Origin of the sequence: Bacillus sp. 005/A4HT-01/001 (assembly GCF_004634445.1) — a bacterium.
Taxonomy (GTDB): Bacteria; Bacillota; Bacilli; order Bacillales; family Bacillaceae; genus Bacillus; species Bacillus altitudinis.
Map to the genome: position 1 here is coordinate 1 of NZ_SEIZ01000011.1, position 20,622 is coordinate 20,622.

25 protein-coding genes and 1 rRNA gene are annotated in these 20,622 nt (G+C 40.6%); 25 read left to right on the forward strand and 1 reads right to left on the reverse strand.

The window, feature by feature from the left end; translation table 11 throughout:
- The first annotated feature begins 124 nt into the window (after positions 1-124).
- The 14 genes from rrf to rsmI all read left to right on the forward strand — a co-directional run bounded on the left by rrf (position 125) and on the right by rsmI (position 9,549).
- Positions 125-240, forward strand: a 5S ribosomal RNA gene (rrf, locus tag ES896_RS19255).
- Between the two features lie 170 nt (positions 241-410).
- Positions 411-602 (forward strand): sigma factor G inhibitor Gin, encoded by a 192-nt coding sequence (locus ES896_RS19260; protein WP_017359334.1) that lies wholly within the window; start codon positions 411-413, stop codon positions 600-602.
- Between the two features lie 128 nt (positions 603-730).
- A complete protein-coding gene (locus ES896_RS19265) occupies positions 731-1,345 on the forward strand; it encodes a 5-bromo-4-chloroindolyl phosphate hydrolysis family protein (protein WP_135227183.1) in 615 nt (204 codons plus the stop codon).
- Between the two features lie 21 nt (positions 1,346-1,366).
- Positions 1,367-2,428 carry a toxic anion resistance protein gene (locus ES896_RS19270; protein ID WP_135227184.1) on the forward strand — a complete coding sequence of 354 codons (1,062 nt, stop codon included), beginning with the start codon at positions 1,367-1,369 and terminating at the stop codon, positions 2,426-2,428.
- A 77-nt stretch (positions 2,429-2,505) separates the two neighbouring features.
- Positions 2,506-3,912, forward strand: a complete 1,407-nt coding sequence (locus ES896_RS19275; RefSeq protein WP_135227185.1) for an aminotransferase class I/II-fold pyridoxal phosphate-dependent enzyme — start codon at positions 2,506-2,508, stop codon at positions 3,910-3,912.
- A complete protein-coding gene (gene tmk, locus ES896_RS19280) occupies positions 3,909-4,547 on the forward strand; it encodes a dTMP kinase (protein ID WP_008341901.1) in 639 nt (212 codons plus the stop codon). Before ES896_RS19275 ends, tmk begins: the two co-directional genes overlap by 4 nt.
- Before the next feature lie 79 nt (positions 4,548-4,626).
- A complete protein-coding gene (locus ES896_RS19285) occupies positions 4,627-4,956 on the forward strand; it encodes a cyclic-di-AMP receptor (RefSeq protein WP_012008640.1) in 330 nt (109 codons plus the stop codon).
- Positions 4,957-4,968: 12 nt separating this feature from the next.
- A complete protein-coding gene (locus tag ES896_RS19290) occupies positions 4,969-5,409 on the forward strand; it encodes a YaaR family protein (RefSeq protein WP_008341898.1) in 441 nt (146 codons plus the stop codon).
- Positions 5,410-5,420: 11 nt separating this feature from the next.
- Positions 5,421-6,410 (forward strand): DNA polymerase III subunit delta', encoded by a 990-nt coding sequence (holB, locus tag ES896_RS19295; RefSeq protein WP_007496231.1) that lies wholly within the window; start codon positions 5,421-5,423, stop codon positions 6,408-6,410.
- 2 nt (positions 6,411-6,412) lie between these two features.
- Positions 6,413-7,240: a competence/sporulation regulator complex protein RicT gene (ricT, locus tag ES896_RS19300; protein WP_007496230.1), complete on the forward strand. Its 828-nt coding sequence runs from the start codon at positions 6,413-6,415 to the stop codon at positions 7,238-7,240.
- Between the two features lie 14 nt (positions 7,241-7,254).
- The gene (gene yabA / locus ES896_RS19305) at positions 7,255-7,608 is read left to right on the forward strand and encodes a DNA replication initiation control protein YabA (RefSeq protein WP_007496228.1); all 354 of its coding nucleotides are present in this window, start codon (positions 7,255-7,257) and stop codon (positions 7,606-7,608) included.
- Between the two features lie 55 nt (positions 7,609-7,663).
- The gene (locus ES896_RS19310) at positions 7,664-8,407 is read left to right on the forward strand and encodes a tRNA1(Val) (adenine(37)-N6)-methyltransferase (RefSeq protein ID WP_039962495.1); all 744 of its coding nucleotides are present in this window, start codon (positions 7,664-7,666) and stop codon (positions 8,405-8,407) included.
- Positions 8,394-8,693 carry a GIY-YIG nuclease family protein gene (locus tag ES896_RS19315; protein WP_046342410.1) on the forward strand — a complete coding sequence of 100 codons (300 nt, stop codon included), beginning with the start codon at positions 8,394-8,396 and terminating at the stop codon, positions 8,691-8,693. The genes ES896_RS19310 and ES896_RS19315 overlap by 14 nt, the downstream gene beginning before the upstream one ends.
- On the forward strand, positions 8,668-9,549 hold the full coding sequence (gene rsmI / locus ES896_RS19320) for a 16S rRNA (cytidine(1402)-2'-O)-methyltransferase (protein ID WP_008341890.1): 882 nt from the start codon (positions 8,668-8,670) through the stop codon (positions 9,547-9,549). The genes ES896_RS19315 and rsmI overlap by 26 nt, the downstream gene beginning before the upstream one ends.
- 44 nt (positions 9,550-9,593) lie before the next feature.
- Here the strand turns inward: rsmI and ES896_RS19325 are convergent, their stop codons facing one another.
- A complete protein-coding gene (locus tag ES896_RS19325; protein ID WP_087975202.1) occupies positions 9,594-9,884 on the reverse strand; it encodes an AbrB/MazE/SpoVT family DNA-binding domain-containing protein in 291 nt (96 codons plus the stop codon).
- 519 nt (positions 9,885-10,403) lie between these two features.
- On the opposite strand from ES896_RS19325, the gene metG reads away from it, so the two are divergent.
- The 11 genes from metG to ridA all read left to right on the forward strand — a co-directional run bounded on the left by metG (position 10,404) and on the right by ridA (position 20,452).
- Complete coding sequence (gene metG / locus ES896_RS19335) at positions 10,404-12,404, forward strand: methionine--tRNA ligase (protein ID WP_008341884.1); 2,001 nt, start codon at positions 10,404-10,406, stop codon at positions 12,402-12,404.
- Between the two features lie 81 nt (positions 12,405-12,485).
- Entirely contained in the window at positions 12,486-13,253 is a 768-nt protein-coding gene (locus ES896_RS19340; RefSeq protein ID WP_135227186.1) for a TatD family hydrolase, read from the forward strand.
- A gap of 244 nt (positions 13,254-13,497) precedes the next feature.
- Positions 13,498-14,700: a G5 and 3D domain-containing protein gene (locus tag ES896_RS19345; RefSeq protein WP_017366433.1), complete on the forward strand. Its 1,203-nt coding sequence runs from the start codon at positions 13,498-13,500 to the stop codon at positions 14,698-14,700.
- 160 nt (positions 14,701-14,860) lie between these two features.
- Positions 14,861-15,421 (forward strand): ribonuclease M5, encoded by a 561-nt coding sequence (rnmV, locus tag ES896_RS19350; RefSeq protein WP_008341876.1) that lies wholly within the window; start codon positions 14,861-14,863, stop codon positions 15,419-15,421.
- Positions 15,414-16,292, forward strand: a complete 879-nt coding sequence (rsmA, locus tag ES896_RS19355) for a 16S rRNA (adenine(1518)-N(6)/adenine(1519)-N(6))-dimethyltransferase RsmA (RefSeq protein ID WP_008341873.1) — start codon at positions 15,414-15,416, stop codon at positions 16,290-16,292. Before rnmV ends, rsmA begins: the two co-directional genes overlap by 8 nt.
- A 134-nt stretch (positions 16,293-16,426) precedes the next feature.
- A complete protein-coding gene (gene yabG, locus ES896_RS19360) occupies positions 16,427-17,311 on the forward strand; it encodes a sporulation peptidase YabG (protein WP_007496216.1) in 885 nt (294 codons plus the stop codon).
- A gap of 213 nt (positions 17,312-17,524) precedes the next feature.
- Positions 17,525-17,782 (forward strand): biofilm formation stimulator Veg, encoded by a 258-nt coding sequence (gene veg, locus ES896_RS19365; RefSeq protein ID WP_003217979.1) that lies wholly within the window; start codon positions 17,525-17,527, stop codon positions 17,780-17,782.
- A 162-nt stretch (positions 17,783-17,944) separates the two neighbouring features.
- On the forward strand, positions 17,945-18,130 hold the full coding sequence (locus ES896_RS19370) for a small, acid-soluble spore protein, alpha/beta type (RefSeq protein ID WP_017366434.1): 186 nt from the start codon (positions 17,945-17,947) through the stop codon (positions 18,128-18,130).
- 147 nt (positions 18,131-18,277) lie between these two features.
- On the forward strand, positions 18,278-19,147 hold the full coding sequence (ispE, locus tag ES896_RS19375; protein ID WP_017366435.1) for a 4-(cytidine 5'-diphospho)-2-C-methyl-D-erythritol kinase: 870 nt from the start codon (positions 18,278-18,280) through the stop codon (positions 19,145-19,147).
- A 55-nt stretch (positions 19,148-19,202) separates the two neighbouring features.
- Entirely contained in the window at positions 19,203-20,036 is an 834-nt protein-coding gene (gene purR, locus ES896_RS19380) for a pur operon repressor (protein WP_135227187.1), read from the forward strand.
- Positions 20,037-20,074: 38 nt separating this feature from the next.
- Positions 20,075-20,452 (forward strand): 2-iminobutanoate/2-iminopropanoate deaminase, encoded by a 378-nt coding sequence (gene ridA, locus ES896_RS19385; protein ID WP_008341860.1) that lies wholly within the window; start codon positions 20,075-20,077, stop codon positions 20,450-20,452.
- Positions 20,453-20,622: the final 170 nt, after the last annotated feature.

Consider the following 20,622-nt stretch of genomic DNA (forward strand, 5'->3'; position numbering starts at 1 on the left):
CTGAGGTGGAAGCGTGGTGACACGTGGAGCTGACAGATACTAATAGATCGAGGACTTAACCTATATTCTAATGTGAAAAATGAACATTGTTATCTAGTTTTGAGAGAACATTCTCTCCATCAGGTTTGGTGGCGATAGCGAAGAGGTCACACCCGTTCCCATACCGAACACGGAAGTTAAGCTCTTCAGCGCCGATGGTAGTTGGGGGTTTCCCCCTGTGAGAGTAGGACGCCGCCAAGCTTTTCAAAGGATCAGTTCCAGTCGGAACTGGTCTTTTTTGTATTTTAAAAAAGGAACAAACACTCGATCTGGCATGGATACATATACTAAACTATCATCTAAAACATTCTTAATTTTGTATACAATTGAAAGCGCTAGGGCATACTGAAGCTATAAGTGGAGGTGTCACAATGAGCAAAAAAGAGCGAGAAGCAATTTGTTTGATTTGTGAAGAGAAAAAAACAAAGGGAATTTATTTATATCATCAGTTTTTATGCCGAGATTGTGAACGGAAGTTAATTTCTACATCAACCTCGGATCCTAGTTATGCTGATTATGTAAGAAAGCTTAAAAATCTTCATACGCCGCCTTTGTATTCATAGACCATTAGATGGTCTTTTTTTATGGGCAATCGGTGATTGGGCCTGTTTTTTGGAACTTAGTTTGGACATCAACCGTAATAAATAATAAGATAAACAGAGAGCCTGATTATTCATAGGAGTCGATGAACATGAAATCAATTTTTTACACATTTGTATGGGCCGTTCTCTCTACTCTTTTTTCGCTGGTGATTTTAACTGTCAGTATTGGTGTTTTCCATCATCATGTTGGATTGTCGATACTGTATGCGATGATTGGGTGGGGTGTGATGTTTGCAGGAAGCCGATGGGCTGCCTTCCAGTTGTTTTTGAAGAAACACGGACTGTCTCGCAGTGATTATATATATATTAAACAGCACTTAAAAGAAGCTGGGCAAAAGCTGGTTCGTTTGAAGAAAGCTTTATTTGCTGTGAAGAACGTACAGACGATCAAGCATAATTATGAAATTCTTCGGCTTGCACGACGCATCTATACGATAACAAAAAAGGAACCGAACCGGTTTTATGATGCACAGCGGTTTTATTTTGAGAGTTTGGATTCTGTTGTTGAATTAACTGAGAAATATGCACTGCTGTATAATCAGCCGAATCGTAGCCATGAGCTTGAAATGACATTAAGCCAAACTCGAGTTACGCTGACTGAACTGCAAAAGCAATTGACGAATGATTTACAGCAAGTTTTAGGAAGAGATATAGAAGCACTTCATATTGAACTTGAAGTGGCCGATAAAATGATTAAAAAATAGATATGAAAGGAGTCAAACTCGATGAAACCAGAAGATCCAGTCATACCACCAGCCCCATCTACTACAGATCTTCCGTTTCGGGTGTTTGATACCTTATCTGATGAGGAAAAGCAGGAGGCGCTACAGCGAGCTGAGAAGATCCCTGACCATCCACAAAAACTACTTTTCTATGGCACACGTGTGCAGGAACGATTGTTAGAACAATCAAAACAAATGATGCAATATGTGGAGAAAAAAGATATTGACCAAATCGGAGACGTTCTAGAAGCTTTTTTACAGCAACTGCATTTAGTGGAGCCAGAGGATTTATTGCCAAAGAAGCGAGGCTTTTTTTTAAGGTTATTTCAGCGAGAAAAGCGTTCTACTCAGGAGATCATATCTCGTTTTAAACAAGCAGAAGCACAGATAGAGAGATTGTCAGCAAGGCTTCGTTACGCCAGAGGTGTGTTAATTTCGGACCATAAGTTATTGGAGCGTTTATTTGAAGAAAATCAATCATACTTTCAAGAGATGACGTTACAGGTTGCAGCAGTTGAAGCAAAATTGACGCTGTTAGAGCAAAATGCCCTAACAGAATCACAGTCACATGATCGGACATTTGAGGAACAATTGATGAGTCGGGAAGTCGATGAAGAAGAATATATGGAGAGATTAAAAGAACGGAAGTATGATTTGCTGTTGAGCCGTCAAATCGCACTGCAATGTAATGCCCAAATTCGAATGATTCAGCATACAAACCATACATTAGCCAATCATATTCAATCAACTGTTTCCGCATCAATTCCTTTATGGATCAACCAAATGTCGATTGCGTTCAATCATATTCAGCAGCGAGCCAATTCAGCGCTTGAACAGCGTATCCAGCAAACATATGAACAGGTATCGAAGCAGCAAGGACAGCTGCTTGAAGATGCATCCTTAACGCCTATAGATACGTTGAAAAAGGTTCAGCGCCAATTGGCCGAAACATTGCAGGAAACGTTGCAGGTAAAAGAACATGGGAGCCAAGAACGAGCTCAATTAAAAAGCAGGATGCATGAGGCAGAGCAGAAGCTGGTGAATCATAAACCAATAAAGGAATGAGAATCCATCTTTCAGTTCACTTGTTTGAACGTTATAATAGATATGAGATATCGTTTAAGTGAAAAGGGTCGATTTGTTTGAAAACACCTTTATATACAGCATTATCACAACATGCGGAAAAGAAGCCCTATTCTTTTCACGTTCCGGGACATCACAATGGAGATGTCTTTTTTGATGAGGCACGGTCCTATTATGAATCCATTCTTCAGCTGGATGTGACAGAACTTGAAGGTCTAGATGATCTTCACCATCCGACTGGGGTGATTCAAGAGGCAGAGGATTTATTGGCAAAGCTATATGGAGCTAAACAAAGTTTTTTCCTTGTGAATGGCACAACCGTTGGCAATTTGGCAATGGTGATGTCTGCGTGTCAGGCTGGGGAGGGCATTTTCGTTCAGCGAAATTGTCATAAGTCTGTGTTCCATGCGATTGAGCTTGCGGGAGCGACGCCTATTATGCTAGAAACCGAGAGTGATCCGCACTTGCACGTCCCAACTCATGTGACGGAGGAAACAGTCAAACAAGCTATGGCGACACATCCTAACTGCCGGGCAATCGTTTTGACATATCCGAACTACTACGGACATGCAGCTGATTTATCAGGACTCATTCAAATGTGTCATGAAGCTGGCATCATTGTATTAGTTGATGAGGCGCATGGTGCTCATTTTGTATTAGGCGGTGCCTTTCCTCCATCTGCCCTTTCCTATGGAGCAGACGTGGTGGTACAATCAGCACATAAAACCCTTCCGGCAATGACGATGGGGTCTTATCTCCATCTTCAAGGAGACCGAATGGATGTGAAGCGGATAAAGACGTTATTAACGATGCTTCAAAGCAGTTCACCTTCTTATCCAATTATGGCTTCGTTAGATTTGGCGAGAGCTTATGTGGAGGAGTTGAAGGGAAAAGGGTTAATGGATGAAATCATGAGAGACTTGGCAAAGCTGAAAGCACAGTTCAATATGATCTCCAATCTCGAAGTGGTTGAGTCTGACTCTTTACCTATGGATCCATTAAAATGTGTCATTCGTTCAACAAAAGGGCTGACAGGCTATGAACTCAAAAAGGTGCTTGAGTCGGTGGATGTTCACCCAGAACTTGCGGATGAACATCAAGTGTTACTCGTTTTTGGTCTAAGACATACAAAGGACATTCCTTTTACAGCTATAGAGCAGGCTCTTCAGCAAAGTGATTCATTGCTTGTAAAAAAAGAGCCTCAAACGGGAACGCTCTTCTTAGAGCACGATCAGCAGAAGCGAGATGTAGAAGCTGTTCCATTCGAAAAAGCAGCTGGCCGGATTAGTGCAGAATCGGTCATTCCCTATCCGCCTGGCATTCCTTTGATGATTAAAGGACAACCGATTGAATCAGATCAAATTGCGACGTTAAGCCGTTTGCTTGGGCATCAAGTTCATGTGCAAGCAAGTCAGGTGATTCACCAGAGAAAATTATATGTTTATATAGAAGAGGAGACACTATGAGCGGTATGTTTATTACGTTTGAAGGGCCTGAGGGTGCTGGAAAAACGACAGTGATTCGAAAAGTGTACGAAGAAATGGAACGTCAAGGCTATGCAGTGATGGCGACACGTGAGCCCGGAGGCATTGACATTGCAGAGCAAATTCGTGAAGTGATTTTAAATGAAAAAAATACAAAAATGGACGCAAAAACAGAGGCACTGCTTTATGCAGCAGCTAGAAGGCAGCATTTGGCTGAAAAAGTAGAACCGGCATTGAAGCGGGGGGAAACTGTTTTATGTGATCGTTTTGTCGACAGCTCCCTTGCTTATCAGGGCTATGCGAGAGGGCTTGGGATTGAAGAAGTCAAGTCCATTAATGATTTTGCCATTGATGGCACGATGCCGCAAATGACCATTTACTTTTCCATTACACCAGAGGAAGGTCTAAAGCGAATTGATGCCAATCAAGGAAGAGAAAAAAATCGATTAGACATGGAAACACTGAAATTTCATCAAATGGTCAGAGAAGGATATGAGCTGCTGATTGCGCAATCACCAGAACGATTCCGTGTAGTAGATGCGTCTCAGCCTGTTCAGGATGTCTTTAATGAAGTGTTTCAGCTGATTCAGGACACATTAAAGAAAAATCAAATATGACCTCATTCCCAATCGTTGTTATAATATAGAGGAAGACATCGGCATGTCACCTGTGCCTAAAATGAAGGAGGCCATTCAAATGAAATTAATTGTTGCCGTTGTACAGGATCAAGATAGCAGCAAGTTATTGAAAATATTGACCGAACATCAATTCGGCGTGACAAAATTAGCTTCGACTGGTGGATTTCTAAAGTCTGGGAATACGACTTTTATCATTGGTTGTGATGATGTCCGAGTGGATAAAGCGTTACAGCTAATCAAGGAAAATTGCCGTAAACGTGATCAAATGATCGCGCCTGTATCACCAATGGGTGGAAATGCAGATTCATATGTACCATACCCTGTTGAGGTTGAAGTTGGTGGAGCTACCGTTTTTATTCTGCCAGTTGAACAATTTCATCAATTTTAAGGATGGGTTGCTGTGAAAATTAATCAAGATATGCGGCTGCTTTTAGAAAAGCGTGAACTTCAAGCGATGAAAGGAAGCCAAACTTCAGCATCGTTTAAATCATCGATGGAGACACAAAGTGGTAAAATGCGTTTAGAGCAGCTGACAGTCATGCTGAGCGATATCGAAGTCTTCGGCAAGAAACTGACAAAGTCACGAAACCTTAAAGATTTGGCTAGGTTTAAAGGACTTGTGAAACGCTTTGTAAAAGAAACAGTCGATAATGGATTAAATATAGAGACATCAAGGAGCTTTGACATTTATGGCAACACGCGAACACTCGCTTTAGTCAAAGCATTAGATGAAAAGCTGATTGAGTTAACAGAGGATATGATGAATCAAGAGAAACCCTCGATTGATTTGCTTGAACGTATTGGAGAAATAAAAGGTTTATTGATTAACCTTTACACATAGAGAGTGATAACATGGCAATTAGCTGGGATGACATGAATGAGTTACAGCCGCGCGTCATGCGGCTGATTTTTAATAGTATTGATAAAGACCGACTGGCTCATGCTTATTTATTTGAAGGAAAAAAAGGGACAGGAAAGCTAGATGCTGCGATGCTTTTAGCGAAGAGCTTTTTTTGTTTGGAAGCAGGAGTGAAACCATGCGAGTCCTGTCAAAACTGCAAAAGAATTCAGTCTGGCAACCATCCAGATTTACATCTAGTGCAGCCTGACGGTCAATCAATTAAGAAGGCGCAAGTGCAGGCTTTGCAGGAGGAATTTACAAAAGCAGGAGTAGAATCGCATCGGAAAATGTATATCATTCTCCATGCGGACAAAATGACGGTCAATGCTGCGAACAGTTTATTAAAGTTCCTAGAGGAGCCCAACCGGGAAACGATGGCAGTTTTAATCACTGAACAATCGCATAAAATGCTGGATACGATTATTTCAAGATGTCAGATGCTTAGCTTTCAGCCGTTACAGCCGCAATCTTTGGAGCAGCAGCTTTTACAAGAAGGCGTGTCTCAGGATCTCGCAAGGCTTTTGTCGAATTTAACCAATAATTTAGCAGAAGCACTCGAATTAAGTCGAAATGATCAGTTTGCAGAGTCTAGAGCGAAAGTGATAAAATTGTATGAAGTCTTACACCAGCGAAAAGAACATGCATTTTTTTATATACAAGATCAATGGATGCCTTTTTTCAAAGAGAAAGACCTTCAAGAAACTGGTCTTGATATGCTTTTATTTATATATCGTGATGTATTGTCGATTCAAATAGGAAATGAAGATAAAGTCATTTATCAAGACTTATTCCAGACAATGAAGCAGCACGCGCTGCATTCCACACAGCAGATGGTGACGAATCAGATCCTTGCTGTATTAGAAGCGAAAAAGAGACTTCAATCCAACGTGAATGCCCAAGGGCTAATGGAGCAATTGGTGTTGATGTTGCAGGAGGGATAAGCTTGTACAACGTAATTGGTGTTCGCTTTAAAAAAGCGGGCAAAATCTATTATTTCGATCCTAATGGATTTCATATAGAAAATGATAGTTGTGTCATTGTAGAAACAGTCAGAGGTGTTGAGTACGGGCAAGTGGTCATCGCCAATAAAAAAGTAGATGAACACGATGTGGTTCTCCCTTTGCGTAAGGTGATTCGCGTCGCAGACGAACGAGACCGGCTCATCGTTGAGGAGAACAAAGAAGCAGCGATGGCAGCCTTTGACACATGTCTTCAGAAAGTAAGTGAACACGGCCTGGAAATGAAGCTGGTCGATGTCGAATTTACATTCGACCGCAACAAGGTCATCTTCTATTTTACAGCGGATGGCAGAGTAGATTTCCGTGAGCTGGTCAAGGATCTTGCATCTATTTTTAAGACGAGAATTGAACTTCGTCAAATCGGTGTAAGAGACGAGGCAAAAATGCTAGGCGGCATTGGTCCGTGTGGACGTATGCTTTGCTGTTCAACTTTCTTAGGAGATTTTGAACCTGTGTCCATTAAAATGGCAAAAGATCAAAACCTCTCGTTAAACCCTACCAAAATTTCAGGGCTTTGCGGCCGTTTAATGTGCTGCTTGAAATATGAGAATGATGAGTACGAAACAGCAAAAGAACAATTACCGGACATCGGTGAAACGATTCAGACGTCTAATGGCTCTGCAAAGGTAGTAGGGCTTAATATTTTAGAACGAATTTTGCAAGTTGAATTAACCGGGCAAGAAAAAGTGATAGAATATACTTGGGAAGAATTATTACAAGAAGGCGTTGTATCTGCACAAACAACTGAGTAACGAGGTGTGCCACCTTGGATAAAAAGGAACTATTTGATACGGTGATTAATTTAGAAGAACAAATCGGTTCTCTTTATCGCCAGCTAGGTGATTTGAAAAATCATATCGGTGAAGTGATTGAAGAAAATCATCAGCTGCAGATGGAGAATCAGCACTTGCGTGAACGTCTGGATCAATCCGATCGAGATAAATCGTCTGAGGCAGAGCATGATTCTGCCCAGAAGCCAAGTCATTCTGATATAGGAGAAGGTCATGATAACCTAGCTCGTTTATATCAGGAGGGCTTCCATATTTGTAATGTACATTATGGGAGCATTCGGAAAGAGGGAGACTGTTTGTTCTGTCTGTCATTTTTAAATAAAAAATGAGAAAAGGCTTCCGCTGAATCGGGAGCCTTTTTCACAGGAAAAGAAAGGATACATCATGGTTTCGTTAAGAGAAGATGAACGTTTAGACTACTTGCTTGCAGAAGATATGAAAATTATTCAAAGTAAAACGGTGTTCGCCTTTTCATTGGATGCAGTGTTATTAGCAAAATTTGCGTATGTGCCGATTCAAAAAGGGGAGATTATTGATCTTTGTACGGGAAATGGCATCGTTCCATTGCTGCTTTCGACGAGATCTAAAGCCTCTATTACAGGGGTTGAAATTCAAGAACGCCTGTTTGATATGGCAAAGAGAAGTGTGGCGCATAATCAACTGGAGCAGCAGATTGAGCTCATCCATGGTGATTTAAATGATATGCCTAAACGGTACGGAAACCACAAAGTAGACGTGATTACTTGTAATCCGCCATATTTTAAGACTCCTTCTAAGGATGAAATCAATGAAAATGAGTATTTGGCGATCGCACGTCATGAGATTCACTGCACATTAGAAGATGTCATTCGTGTTTCTTCCACTTTGCTAAAGCAAGGAGGCAAACTGGCAATGGTTCACCGCCCTGGGCGTTTGCTTGAGATAATTGAAATGATGAAGAAATACCGAATTGAGCCAAAACGAATTCAATTTGTATATCCGAAACAAGGAAAAGAAGCGAATACCATTTTAGTGGAAGGGATGAAAGATGGAAAGCCGGATTTGAAAATCCTCCCGCCGCTTTTTGTTTATGGAGAAGACCAAGAGTATACAAAAGAAATCAGGACGATACTGTATGGAGAAGCATAGTCATTATTTCTATGTATTGAAATGTGCAGATGGCAGTTTGTACGCTGGGTATACAAATGACTTACAAAAAAGGCTGACTGCCCATAATAGTGGGAAGGGTGCAAAGTATACGAGAGCTAGACGGCCGGTGGAACTCTATTACCACGAATGCTTTTTAACCAAAAGAGAAGCCATGCAACAGGAATATCGTTTCAAAACGTGGACACGTCGAAAAAAGGACATGTATATAGAAGAAAAGCGAATCAAAAAGGAGGCGGCACATGAAAAAGACACAAAAAAGCTTTGATGGTCAATCAGAAATGGGTATTCTTTATCTCGTACCAACCCCGATTGGAAACTTAGAAGATATGACATTTCGAGCGATACAAACGTTAAAAGATGTAGACTATATTGCCGCAGAAGATACGAGACAAACGAAAAAGCTTTGTCATGTCTATGAAATTGATACCCCATTAACGAGTTATCATGAACATAACAAAGATAGCAGTGGTCACAAGTTAATCGAATGGTTAAAAGAAGGAAAGAACATTGCACTCGTGAGCGATGCCGGTTTACCGACGATCTCTGATCCAGGAGCCGAAGTGGTTCGAGACTTTACGAACATCGGAGGCTATGTCATTCCGTTACCTGGTGCAAACGCAGCACTTACGGCGCTTATTGCGTCAGGAATCGCACCACAGCCATTTTTCTTTTACGGTTTTCTTGATCGTCAAAAAAAGGAAAAGAAAAAACAGTTGGAAGCATTGAAGAAACGCCAAGAAACAATTATTTTCTATGAAGCGCCCCATCGGTTAAAAGAAACGCTGACTGTGATGAAAGAAGTGTGGGGGAACCGGAATATTGCCATTACGAGAGAACTGACAAAGAAATTTGAAGAGTTTATTCGTGGAGATTTAGAATACGCGCTGACTTGGGTGACAGAACAACAAATCCGTGGTGAGTTCTGTCTCGTCGTACAAGGAAATGATCAGGATGAAGAAGAACTGAATGAAGAAGCTTGGTGGAATTCTTTATCTGAAAAAGAGCACGTCATCCATTACATAGAGGAAGGGTTAACGTCAAAAGAGGCTATTAAACGTACTGCGGTCGAACGTGGTGTGCCAAAGCGGACGATCTATGATGCGTATCATATTGAACAATAAAGAAAGGTTCTTGCAAACGGTGCAAGAACCTTTTTATATAAAACTTATTTTTGTGATTGAAGTTGGTTTTGGATTTCGTTAATGATTTGCTCTGCACCTTCACGGCTAAGAACTAATTTACCATTAGCAAGTTTAAGGTTATCGTCTGATACTTCACCTGTTACTTGGCAAGTCATGTTTGGTTTATATTTTTTTAGGATAATTTTTTCATCATCAACATAAATTTCCAAAGCGTCTTTTTCTGCGATTCCTAACGTACGGCGAAGCTCGATTGGAATCACCACGCGTCCTAATTCGTCAACTTTACGTACAATACCTGTAGATTTCATCTTCATTCTCCTCCCAAAAAGTTCTTATTCTTAATATAATATTATCTTCGTCATTATTCGACAAATTCCTTACATTCCTAGCATAACAAGGTTTCCATAAATCGTCAATCATTTTGTTTACTATTGTTTGTAAAATATGACTCTTAAAGTCAAAGGACCTTGAAACTACCGGTGTATAAGGATTTTTCAGAATTTATCTATAAAAATATGAAAAATGACGATAACAGATTAACAAGACTTTTGCCCTAATTTAGCCAATTGTAAATCTGGAAATAGATTTTATACGACAATATTCGACAAAATGTCGAGCGGTTTGTCGTTTTTTTCGAAAAACTCATCTTTTTCATTCATTTCATTCTGTTCTATGTATATATGCTTGATCTTAAAGGCTAAGATGGTATCATAGAGAAAGCACAAGTGCAAAACATAATGAAATGATCTGACACATTTTAATGAAGTATGATGACCGCTCTCGTCCATTGGGCGGGAGTTTTTGACATTTACACACAAGCAGGAGGTTCCGACATGCCGGAAAAGAAAAAAACGTTTTATCTGACTACACCAATTTACTATCCGAGCGGAAAATTACATATTGGACATGCTTATACGACAGTGGCAGGGGATGCCATGGCTCGTTATAAACGTCTGCAAGGCTATGATGTGATGTATTTAACGGGTACTGATGAGCACGGACAAAAAATTCAGCAAAAAGCTGAAGAACAAAATATTACACCGATTGAGTATTTAGATCCGGTCGTTGCTGACATTAAATCATTATGGAAGAAACTCGACATTTCCAACGATGATTTCATTCGTACAACGGAAAAAAGACATACGAAAATCATTGAACAAGTCTTTCAAAAGCTGCTTGATCAAGGAGATATTTATTTAGATCAATATGAGGGCTGGTACAGTATTCCTGATGAAACATTCTATACGGAAACACAGCTTGTTGATGTTGAGCGAAATGAGAAAGGGGAAGTCATTGGAGGGAAAAGCCCAGACAGTGGACACCCTGTTGAATTGATTAAAGAGGAATCATATTTCTTCCGTATGAGTAAGTATGCTGATCGCTTACTAGACTATTACGAAAAGAACCCGTCGTTCATTCAGCCTGAATCAAGAAAGAATGAAATGATTAATAACTTCATTAAACCGGGGTTAGAGGATTTAGCTGTATCAAGAACAACCTTTGATTGGGGCATTAAAGTACCTAATAATCCGAAGCACGTCATCTATGTATGGATTGATGCGTTATTCAACTACTTAACAGCGATTGGCTACGGAACCGATCAAGATGAAAAATATAAAAAATATTGGCCTGCCAACGTACACCTAGTCGGGAAAGAAATTGTACGATTCCATACAATTTACTGGCCAATTATGCTGATGGCACTTGATCTGCCGTTGCCAAAACAAATTTTTGCACATGGCTGGCTACTCATGAAAGATGGCAAAATGTCTAAATCAAAAGGGAACGTAGTAGATCCTGTTACATTAATTGATCGCTATGGTCTTGATGCTCTTCGTTATTACCTGCTACGCGAAGTACCATTTGGTGCAGACGGTGTGTTTACACCAGAAGGATTCGTGGAACGTGTAAACTATGACCTTGCCAATGATTTAGGAAACTTGCTTAATCGTACAGTGGCGATGGTGCAAAAATACTTCGACGGTACATTAAGCAGCTATAAGGGACCAGTCAATGAGTTTGATGAGGAACTAAAAGCTGTAGCTGAACAAACGGTGAAAGCCTATGAAGAAGCGATGGAAAACCTCGAATTCTCAGTGGCTCTTTCAAATGTTTGGACATTAATCAGCAGAACGAATAAATATATTGATCAAACAGCTCCTTGGGTATTAGCGAAGGATGAAACAAAACGAAAAGAACTGCATTCTGTGATGTACCATTTAGCAGAATCACTTCGAATCACAGCTGTATTGTTAACACCATTCTTAACAAAAACACCTGAGAAAATCTTCTTCCAGCTTGGAATTGAAGAAGAGAAACTCAAAAGCTGGGAAAGCATTCTTTCTTTCGGTGCGATTCAAAAAGCGACGGTACAAAAAGGTGAGCCATTGTTCCCTCGTTTAGAAGTTGAAGAAGAAGTGGCATACATTAAAGAGAAGATGCAGGGAAGTGCGCCTAAGGTAGAAGAAGAGACAGTTGAAATAGAAGAAACTGAATTACCTGAGCTGGGTGCCGAAATCGCCTTCGATGATTTTTCGAAAGTTGACCTTCGTGTAGCACAAGTATTGGAAGCAGCACCAGTGAAAAAAGCTGATCGTCTCTTAAAGCTTCAGCTTGATTTTGGATTTGAAAAGAGACAAATTGTCTCAGGGATTGCCAAGCATTATCAACCAGAAGAATTGGTAGGGAAGAAGCTCGTCTGCGTAGCGAATCTCACACCAGTTAAACTAAGAGGGGAAATTTCCCAGGGAATGATTTTAACTGGAGAAACTGGTGGTAAATTGCAGGTTCTTGAAGTAGATCAATCTCTAGCAAATGGAACAAAAATTTTATAATTCAACAAAGGTGTTCCACGTGTAACATTTCGTCGAACACCTTTTGTTTTTCAGAAGAATTGTCGAAAGGAGCAATCAACCATGTTATTTGATACACATGCCCACTTAAATGCTGAACAATATAATGAAGACTTAGAGCAGGTGATTGAAAGAGCCAAAAGTGAAAAGGTAGAGAAGATTGTGGTGGTCGGGTTTGATCGTCCAACCATTACGAGAGCGATGGAGCTAATTGAAGCATATGATTTTATTTATGCAGCCATCGGCTGGCATCCTGTTGATGCCATTGATATGACAGATGAAGATTTGGCTTGGATCAAAGAATTATCTCAGCATGAAAAGGTTGTTGCCATTGGAGAAATGGGTCTAGATTACTATTGGGACAAGTCGCCAAAAGATGTGCAAAAAGAAGTCTTTAGACGTCAAATTGCTCTTGCAAAAGAAGTGAATCTGCCAATTATCATTCATAACCGTGACGCTACGGAAGATGTAGTGACGATCTTAAAAGAAGAAGGGGCGGCAGAAGTCGGAGGAATTATGCACTGCTTTACTGGCAGCCTCGAAATTGCAAAAGCGTGTATGGAAATGAACTTTTATATCTCATTCGGTGGACCTGTGACATTTAAAAATGCGAAAAAACCGAAAGAAGTTGTAAAGGATATTCCAAGTGATCGTCTTCTGATTGAGACAGACTGCCCGTATTTAACTCCAGCGCCATTTAGAGGGAAACGAAATGAGCCGAGCTATGTGAAATATATCGCAGAACAAATTGCTGAATTGCGTGAAATAAGCTTTGAAGAGCTTGCTGCATTGACAACAGAAAATGCGAAAAAAGTTTTCCGTATAAACTGACAGTATATGATGTCAATCCTTGTTTAAGCTTGTCCAATTGTGAAACATAACGAAAAAGTTCTACACGTTTGCGCCTCCTCATAGGATAAGTTGTCGATAAGTCTTTCTTCCCTTCCTTCCAAAAATCTCCCATAATAGGTTTACAATCGAGCATTTTTGTACAGTGGGTGGAAGGGTTGACAGGTTTTGAGATACTCTATATAATCTCTCCGAGGAGAAGGAGGCGTTTTTCATCGTACAAAAAATGAAAAATCTGTTTTCTGTCAAGCTAGGAAAAGGCAAGGTTTTATTTCTAGTCACTTGCTTGCTTTTAGCTGGAACTGGGACGGCTTACGGTGCGCATGAGCTCACTAAGCAGTCTATTACCATTTCAATCAATGGCAAAGAGAAGACAATTCGTACACATGAAGAGACAGTAGCACAGCTGCTTTCAGATCTTGGAATAAGGACCAGGGCGGAGGATCATATCTCTCCAAGTCTAAATACAAAGATTCAAGACAACATGAACATTGTGTATGATGCGGCTATACCGGTTCATCTCACCCTAGATGGGAAAGAGAAAACGATATGGACAACAGATCAGACGGTTGGAGCATTATTGAAGAATGAGAAGATAGATATTGGGAAGCACGATCAAGTAACTCCAGGAAAGAATGACAAGATTAAAAAGAATATGGATCTTGTGGTTCAGCAGGCCTTCCAGGTCAGCTTAAACGATGGAGGAAAGGATAAGAAAGTGTGGACCACTTCGACTACGGTCGCTGACTTTTTAAAGCAACAAGAGCTGAAGCTCAAGAAGCACGATAAGATCAAACCTGCGTTACATAGTCACCTTTCTAAAAAAAGCGCAGATGTGAAGATCACTCGGGTGGAAAAAGTCACCGATGTAGTGGAAGAGAAAATTGCTTTTGATACCAAACATAAAAAGGATCGATCTCTTGAAAAAGGAAAAGAGAAGGTGCTTGAAAAAGGTGAAGAAGGTAAATTAAAGAAGCACTATGCCATTGTGAAAGAAAACGGCAAAGTGGTGTCTAAAGAATTAATTAAAGAGGTTACTGCAAAAGACAGTAAGGATCGTTTAGTGGCCGTTGGTACACAAGTGTCCAAGAGGGAACCTAAAGCGTCACCTGCGGTTTCAAGAAGTAATGAATCGTCAGGAAAAGAGTTCTATGTGACGTCTACAGCCTATACAGCGAGCTGTGCTGGATGTACAGGTAGAACGTCTACAGGCTTTAATTTAAAAGCAAATCCGGGTGCAAAGGTCATAGCAGTAGATCCGAGTGTCATTCCGCTGGGCTCTAAAGTGTATGTGGAAGGCTATGGGTATGCCGTTGCATCAGACACTGGATCTGCTATAAAAGGGAATAAAATTGATGTGTTCGTCCCAAGTAAGTCGGCAGCTTATCAATGGGGAAATAAACGAGTGAAAATTAGAGTGCTCAAATAAACACATCAAATCATTTATATGAACAGAGGGCTTTGCGCACCCTCTGTTTTTTTGGTTATAATAGAAGCACTGTTTTCTAATTAATTAGACGCAAAAACAGCATGGAAGGTTTCATTTTTTGACAAAAAAATGTAGATTGTTTTTGCAAGCGGAGGAATACATGAAAATCAAAGAAATCATTGTGGTGGAGGGTCGTGACGACACTGCTAGAGTAAAGATGGCCGTTGATGCAGATACGATTGAAACGAATGGATCTGCCATTGGCGATACAGTCATTCAACAAGTGCGTCTTGCTCAGGAGACGAGGGGGGTTATCATTTTAACTGATCCTGACTTCCCTGGGGAAAAGATCCGTAAAACCATCGCAGAGGCTGTCCCTGGCTGTAAGCACGCCTTTTTACCAAAACACCTTGCGAAAGCGAAGCGGGACAAAGGAATTGGTGTCGAGCATGCTTCCTTGGACAGTATTCGAGAATGCCTTGCACATGTCCATGAGGAAATGGAAGAATCAGAAAGCGAGATTACGTTAGACGATTTATTTGACGCAGGCCTTATCGGAGGCGAAGCATCAAAACGCCGCCGTGAACGATTAGGTGTGCTTTTAAATATAGGATATACAAATGCGAAGCAGCTGCAAAAGCGTCTTCACATGTTCCAAATAACGAAAGAGGATTTTATTGCGGCCTTAAAGACCGTCATGCAGGAGGAAGCCGATGAATAAAGATATTGCGACGCCCATCAGAACGAAGGAAATACTGAAGAAGTACGGTTTCTCTTTTAAAAAGAGCTTAGGTCAAAACTTTTTAATTGATACGAATATTTTAGATCGCATTGTCGATCATGCAGAGATTACGGATGAGACAGGTGTGATTGAAATTGGCCCTGGTATCGGTGCGTTGACTGAACAGCTCGCCAAACGGGCAAAGAAAGTCACGGCTTTTGAAATCGACCAGCGCCTATTGCCGATTTTAAACGATACGCTTTCTCCATATGATAATGTCACCATTATTCATCAAGACGTATTGAAGGCAGATGTAAGAAAGGTGATTGAAGAACAATTTGCTGACTGTAAAGAAGTAATGGTCGTAGCAAACCTTCCTTATTATGTGACGACACCAATTATTATGAAATTGCTTGAAGAAAACCTTCCATTGAAAGGAATCGTTGTCATGCTTCAAAAAGAAGTAGCAGATCGCATGGCTGCTGTTCCTTCATCAAAAGAATACAACTCTTTGTCGATTGCAGTGCAATTTTATACAGAAGCGAAGACGGTCATGGTTGTGCCGAAAACGGTTTTCGTCCCACAACCAAATGTGGATTCAGCGGTAATCAAACTAACTGTTCGTGAAACGCCTGCGGTCTCAGTAGACAATGATACGTTTTTCTTTCAACTGATTCGTGCGAGTTTTGGCCAGCGCCGGAAGACATTGATGAATAACTTGATGAACAATCTGCCAGATGGCAAGAAACATAAAGCCATCATTGAAGAAGCCCTTGTAACAGCTGAGGTTGATGGGAAACGCCGTGGTGAATCATTATCAATCGATGAATTTGCCCGTTTGTCCAATGTTTTACACAAAGCCCTTTCATAAGGGCTTTTTTCTTTTGGTTTTCACCACTTCACCTGTTCAGGCATAGGCTAGAAAGAACAACACACCTGAAAGAAGAACAAGTGTAGCGTAAGACGATACCAACAGGATAAGAGCCTGATTGTGGAGTGAAAAGCATGCAATTTCAAATAGGAGATATGGTGACGAGGGCATCCTATCAGATGGATATTATGTTTCGTATCATTCGAATTGATGAGACAGACCAGCACGAAGCCACCGCCATTTTGCATGGGAATGAAGTGAGGCTGATTGCCGATGCGAAGATGTCAGATTTGGTCTTGATTCAAAAAGAGGAGCAGCTGACAAGAGAGAAGGACGATGAACGGAAAATTAACGAATCGCTCGACTTACTTAGGCAAGATTATCAGCTGCTTCGTGAAAAACAAGAGTATTATACGTCTGGACAATATCAGCATCAGGAGCAGTATTTTCATATGCCCGGAAAGGTTCTGCATTTAGATGGAGATGCTTCATACTTAAAGAAATGCTTAGATGTATATGAAAGAATCGGTGTACCTGTGTATGGTGTGCATTGCCACGAGAAGAAAATGCCAAGCATGATTGATTCATTAATTGATCAATATCGGCCTGATATTTTGGTCATCACAGGACATGATGCGTATTCTAAACAAAAGGGCGGTGTACACGATATCGGTGCATATCGTCATTCTCGTCATTTCGTTGAAACGGTTCAAAAGGCAAGAAGAAAGGTTCCGCATTTAGATCAGCTCGTGATCTTTGCAGGTGCCTGCCAATCTCATTTTGAATCATTAATTCAAGCAGGTGCTAATTTTGCAAGCTCACCCTCACGTGTCAACATTCATGCACTTGACCCCGTCTATATTGTTGCCAAGATCAGCTTCACTCCATTTGTAGATCGAATCAACGTGTGGGATGTGCTCCGAAATACACTGACGAGAGAAAAAGGTCTCGGAGGAATTGAAACAAGGGGTGTTTTAAGGGTAGGTATGCCATATAAAAGAGACCATGAATCGACATAACCCGACTGATTTCAGTCTGGTTTTTTTTATGCTCAAAAAGAAATTTCATATGAATACATAATTCACCGGAATTTGAGAAAAATAGGGAGGAGAAAAGGTAGAAGTTTGTCAAAATTATTTTGTTGACAATGGCTCGTGTTGGTTGATATAATTTAATTTTTATTTGACAAAAATGGGCCGTTGTTGTATAATTATCTCAGTGAGGTGGATGCAATGGCGAAGACTTTGTCCGACATCAAAAGATCGCTTGATGGTAACTTAGGTAAACGTTTGACGTTAAAGGCTAACGGAGGCCGCCGAAAAACAATTGAGCGTTCGGGCATTTTAGCTGAAACGTACCCTTCTGTTTTTGTGATTCAATTAGATCAAGATGAGAATTCGTTTGAAAGAGTTTCTTACAGTTATGCAGATATACTGACTGAGACGGTCGAATTAACGTTCGATGATACCGCTAGCTCAGTCGCCTATTAATGGGCAGTGAACTTTTTGTTTACTGCTTTTTGTTTTGCCTTTTTTTCTGTATGGGAGGCTGTCCATTATTTGAAAGGGGTAAAAGGCAGGAATCGATGCAAAATAAGAAAGCCACAAATGAGTGGCGATGATTCGAATTCTCGACCAAAGGGGCTGTTTCGTTTGGGTAGACGCCGAGGCATTATGTCAGATGAGTTCAAATACGAGCTGGCGAAGGATCTTGGATTTTATGATACCGTCAAAAATGGAGGCTGGGGAGAGATTCGTGCGCGTGACGCAGGAAATATGGTCAAACGTGCCATTGAATTAGCTCAACAGCACATGGCTCAAGAAGAGAATCAACGATAAAGAAATGATCAGGGATACCTCGGGTGTCTCTGGTCTTTTTTGCTTGAAAAAGTGAGTGTGCTGGGGGCAAAAGCCAATATTCATCAGATCCATCAAATGTGATACAATATTGATACTTATGTTTAGATGGAGAAGTAGGTGAAATGTTTGCGTATTTTAGAAAAAGCACCGGCAAAAATTAATCTCTCACTTGATGTTCATGGAAAAAGACCGGATGGATATCACGAAGTGGAGATGGTGATGACAACAATAGATCTTGCAGATCGACTAGAGCTGACGGAGCTGGACAAAGACGAAATCCGTGTATCATCTCATAATCGTTTTGTGCCAGATGATCAACGGAATTTGGCTTATCAGGCAGCTAAATTATTAAAAACAAGATTCGGTATTCAAAAAGGCGTATCGATTGTCATCACAAAAGCAATTCCCGTCGCAGCAGGTTTAGCTGGAGGCAGCAGTGATGCCGCAGCAACGCTTCGCGGCTTAAACCGTTTGTGGAAGTTAAATCTCACGTTAGATGAACTAGCTGAGCTTGGAGCGGAGATCGGCTCAGATGTCTCTTTTTGTGTACACGGAGGGACAGCGCTAGCGACAGGACGTGGAGAGAAACTAAAGCATATTGCGACACCGCCGCATTGCTGGGTGATTTTAGCGAAGCCGGTGATTGGGGTATCTACAGCTGAGGTCTACAGACAATATGACGCAAGCAAAGTAGAACACCCAAATGTACAGCGTATGATTGAAGCAATTGAAGCGAAAGATTATAAAGAGATGTGCGGCTCACTCGGTAACGTGTTGGAATCTGTGACATTAAAGATGTATCCGGAAGTCGATATGATTAAGAGACAGATGAAGCGTTTCGGAGCAGATGCTGTATTAATGAGCGGCAGCGGGCCAACTGTATTTGGCTTGATTCAATATGAATCGAAGGTACAAAGAATATATAACGGACTGAGAGGATTTTGTGATCAGGTTTACGCTGTCCGCATGATCGGCGAACAAAATACCCTTGATTAAATCCGTATATTAAGTTATATTATTCATAAATTATTCGGGTTCTGGGGGTAAGTTCATGAAGTTTCGTCGAAGCGGCAGATTGGTGGACTTAACAAATTATTTGTTAACCCACCCGCACGTACTAGTACCTTTAACTTTTTTTGCAGAGCGATATCAATCTGCGAAGTCCTCTATTAGTGAAGACTTAACGATTATCAAACAGACCTTCGAACAGCAGGGAATAGGGACTTTACTTACTGTACCTGGCGCTGCTGGCGGAGTGAAATATATTCCAAAGATTCATCTAAAAGAAGCAGACGAAGTCGTCAACGATATCGGAGAGGCATTATCAACTCCTGAACGTGTGCTTCCTGGCGGTTATTTATATTTAACTGATGTTTTAGGCAATCCATCGATTCTTGCGAAAATCGGTAAGCTTTTTGCGACCATTTTTTCGGATCGACCGATTGATGTTGTCATGACTGTTGCGACGAAAGGTATTCCGATTGCCTATTCTGTTGCAGGTTATTTAAATGTGCCTGTTGTGATCGTTAGAAAAGATAATAAGGTAACTGAAGGATCAACTGTGAGTATTAATTATGCATCAGGTTCTTCTAACCGAATTCAAACCATGTCACTTGCAAAGCGGAGCTTAGATAAAGGATCCAATGTGTTGATTATTGATGACTTTATGAAAGCAGGCGGAACCATTAATGGCATGATGAATCTTCTAGAGGAATTTAATGCAAATGTTGCAGGGATCGGTGTTTTATTAGAAGATGAAGGCGTAGATGAACGTCTTGTCGATGAATATGTATCACTTTTAAAGCTTTCAACCATTGATATGAAGCAGAAAATCATTGAGATTAATGAAGGCAATTTCCACGAGTTTTTTTATTCGAAAGCTTAAGCTTTGATCAAATATGTATTTGAATGGGAGAGATTGATATGACAAAAGTTGTTCAAACCAAAAACGCGCCAGCAGCCATTGGACCTTACTCTCAAGGGATTATCGTCAATAACATGTTTTACAGCTCAGGGCAGATTCCGTTAACGCCAGCTGGAGATTTTGTGAATGGAGATATTAAAGAACAAACACATCAAGTGTTTCATAATCTTAAAGCCGTCCTTGAAGCAGCGGGTGCTTCCTTTGAAACAGTCGTGAAAGCAACGGTTTTCATTAAAGATATGGAACAATTCGCTGAAGTGAATGAAGTGTATGGTGAATACTTCCATACACATAAGCCAGCTCGTTCATGTGTAGAAGTAGCCAGACTTCCAAAAGATGCACTTGTAGAAATTGAAGTTGTGGCATTAGTGAAATAAACAGGCCATCTCTTTGGAGACCGTTTGGTTTCATTATATGTATGAAAAGGCATCGTCATGATGTCTTTTTTCACGCAACCGATGTAAGCGTCGTCATTAAAATGACAAAAAATGTATAAATATCCCGATATTTCAAAAAAAGTTTAAAAAAAGAGCAGGAGAATCACCAC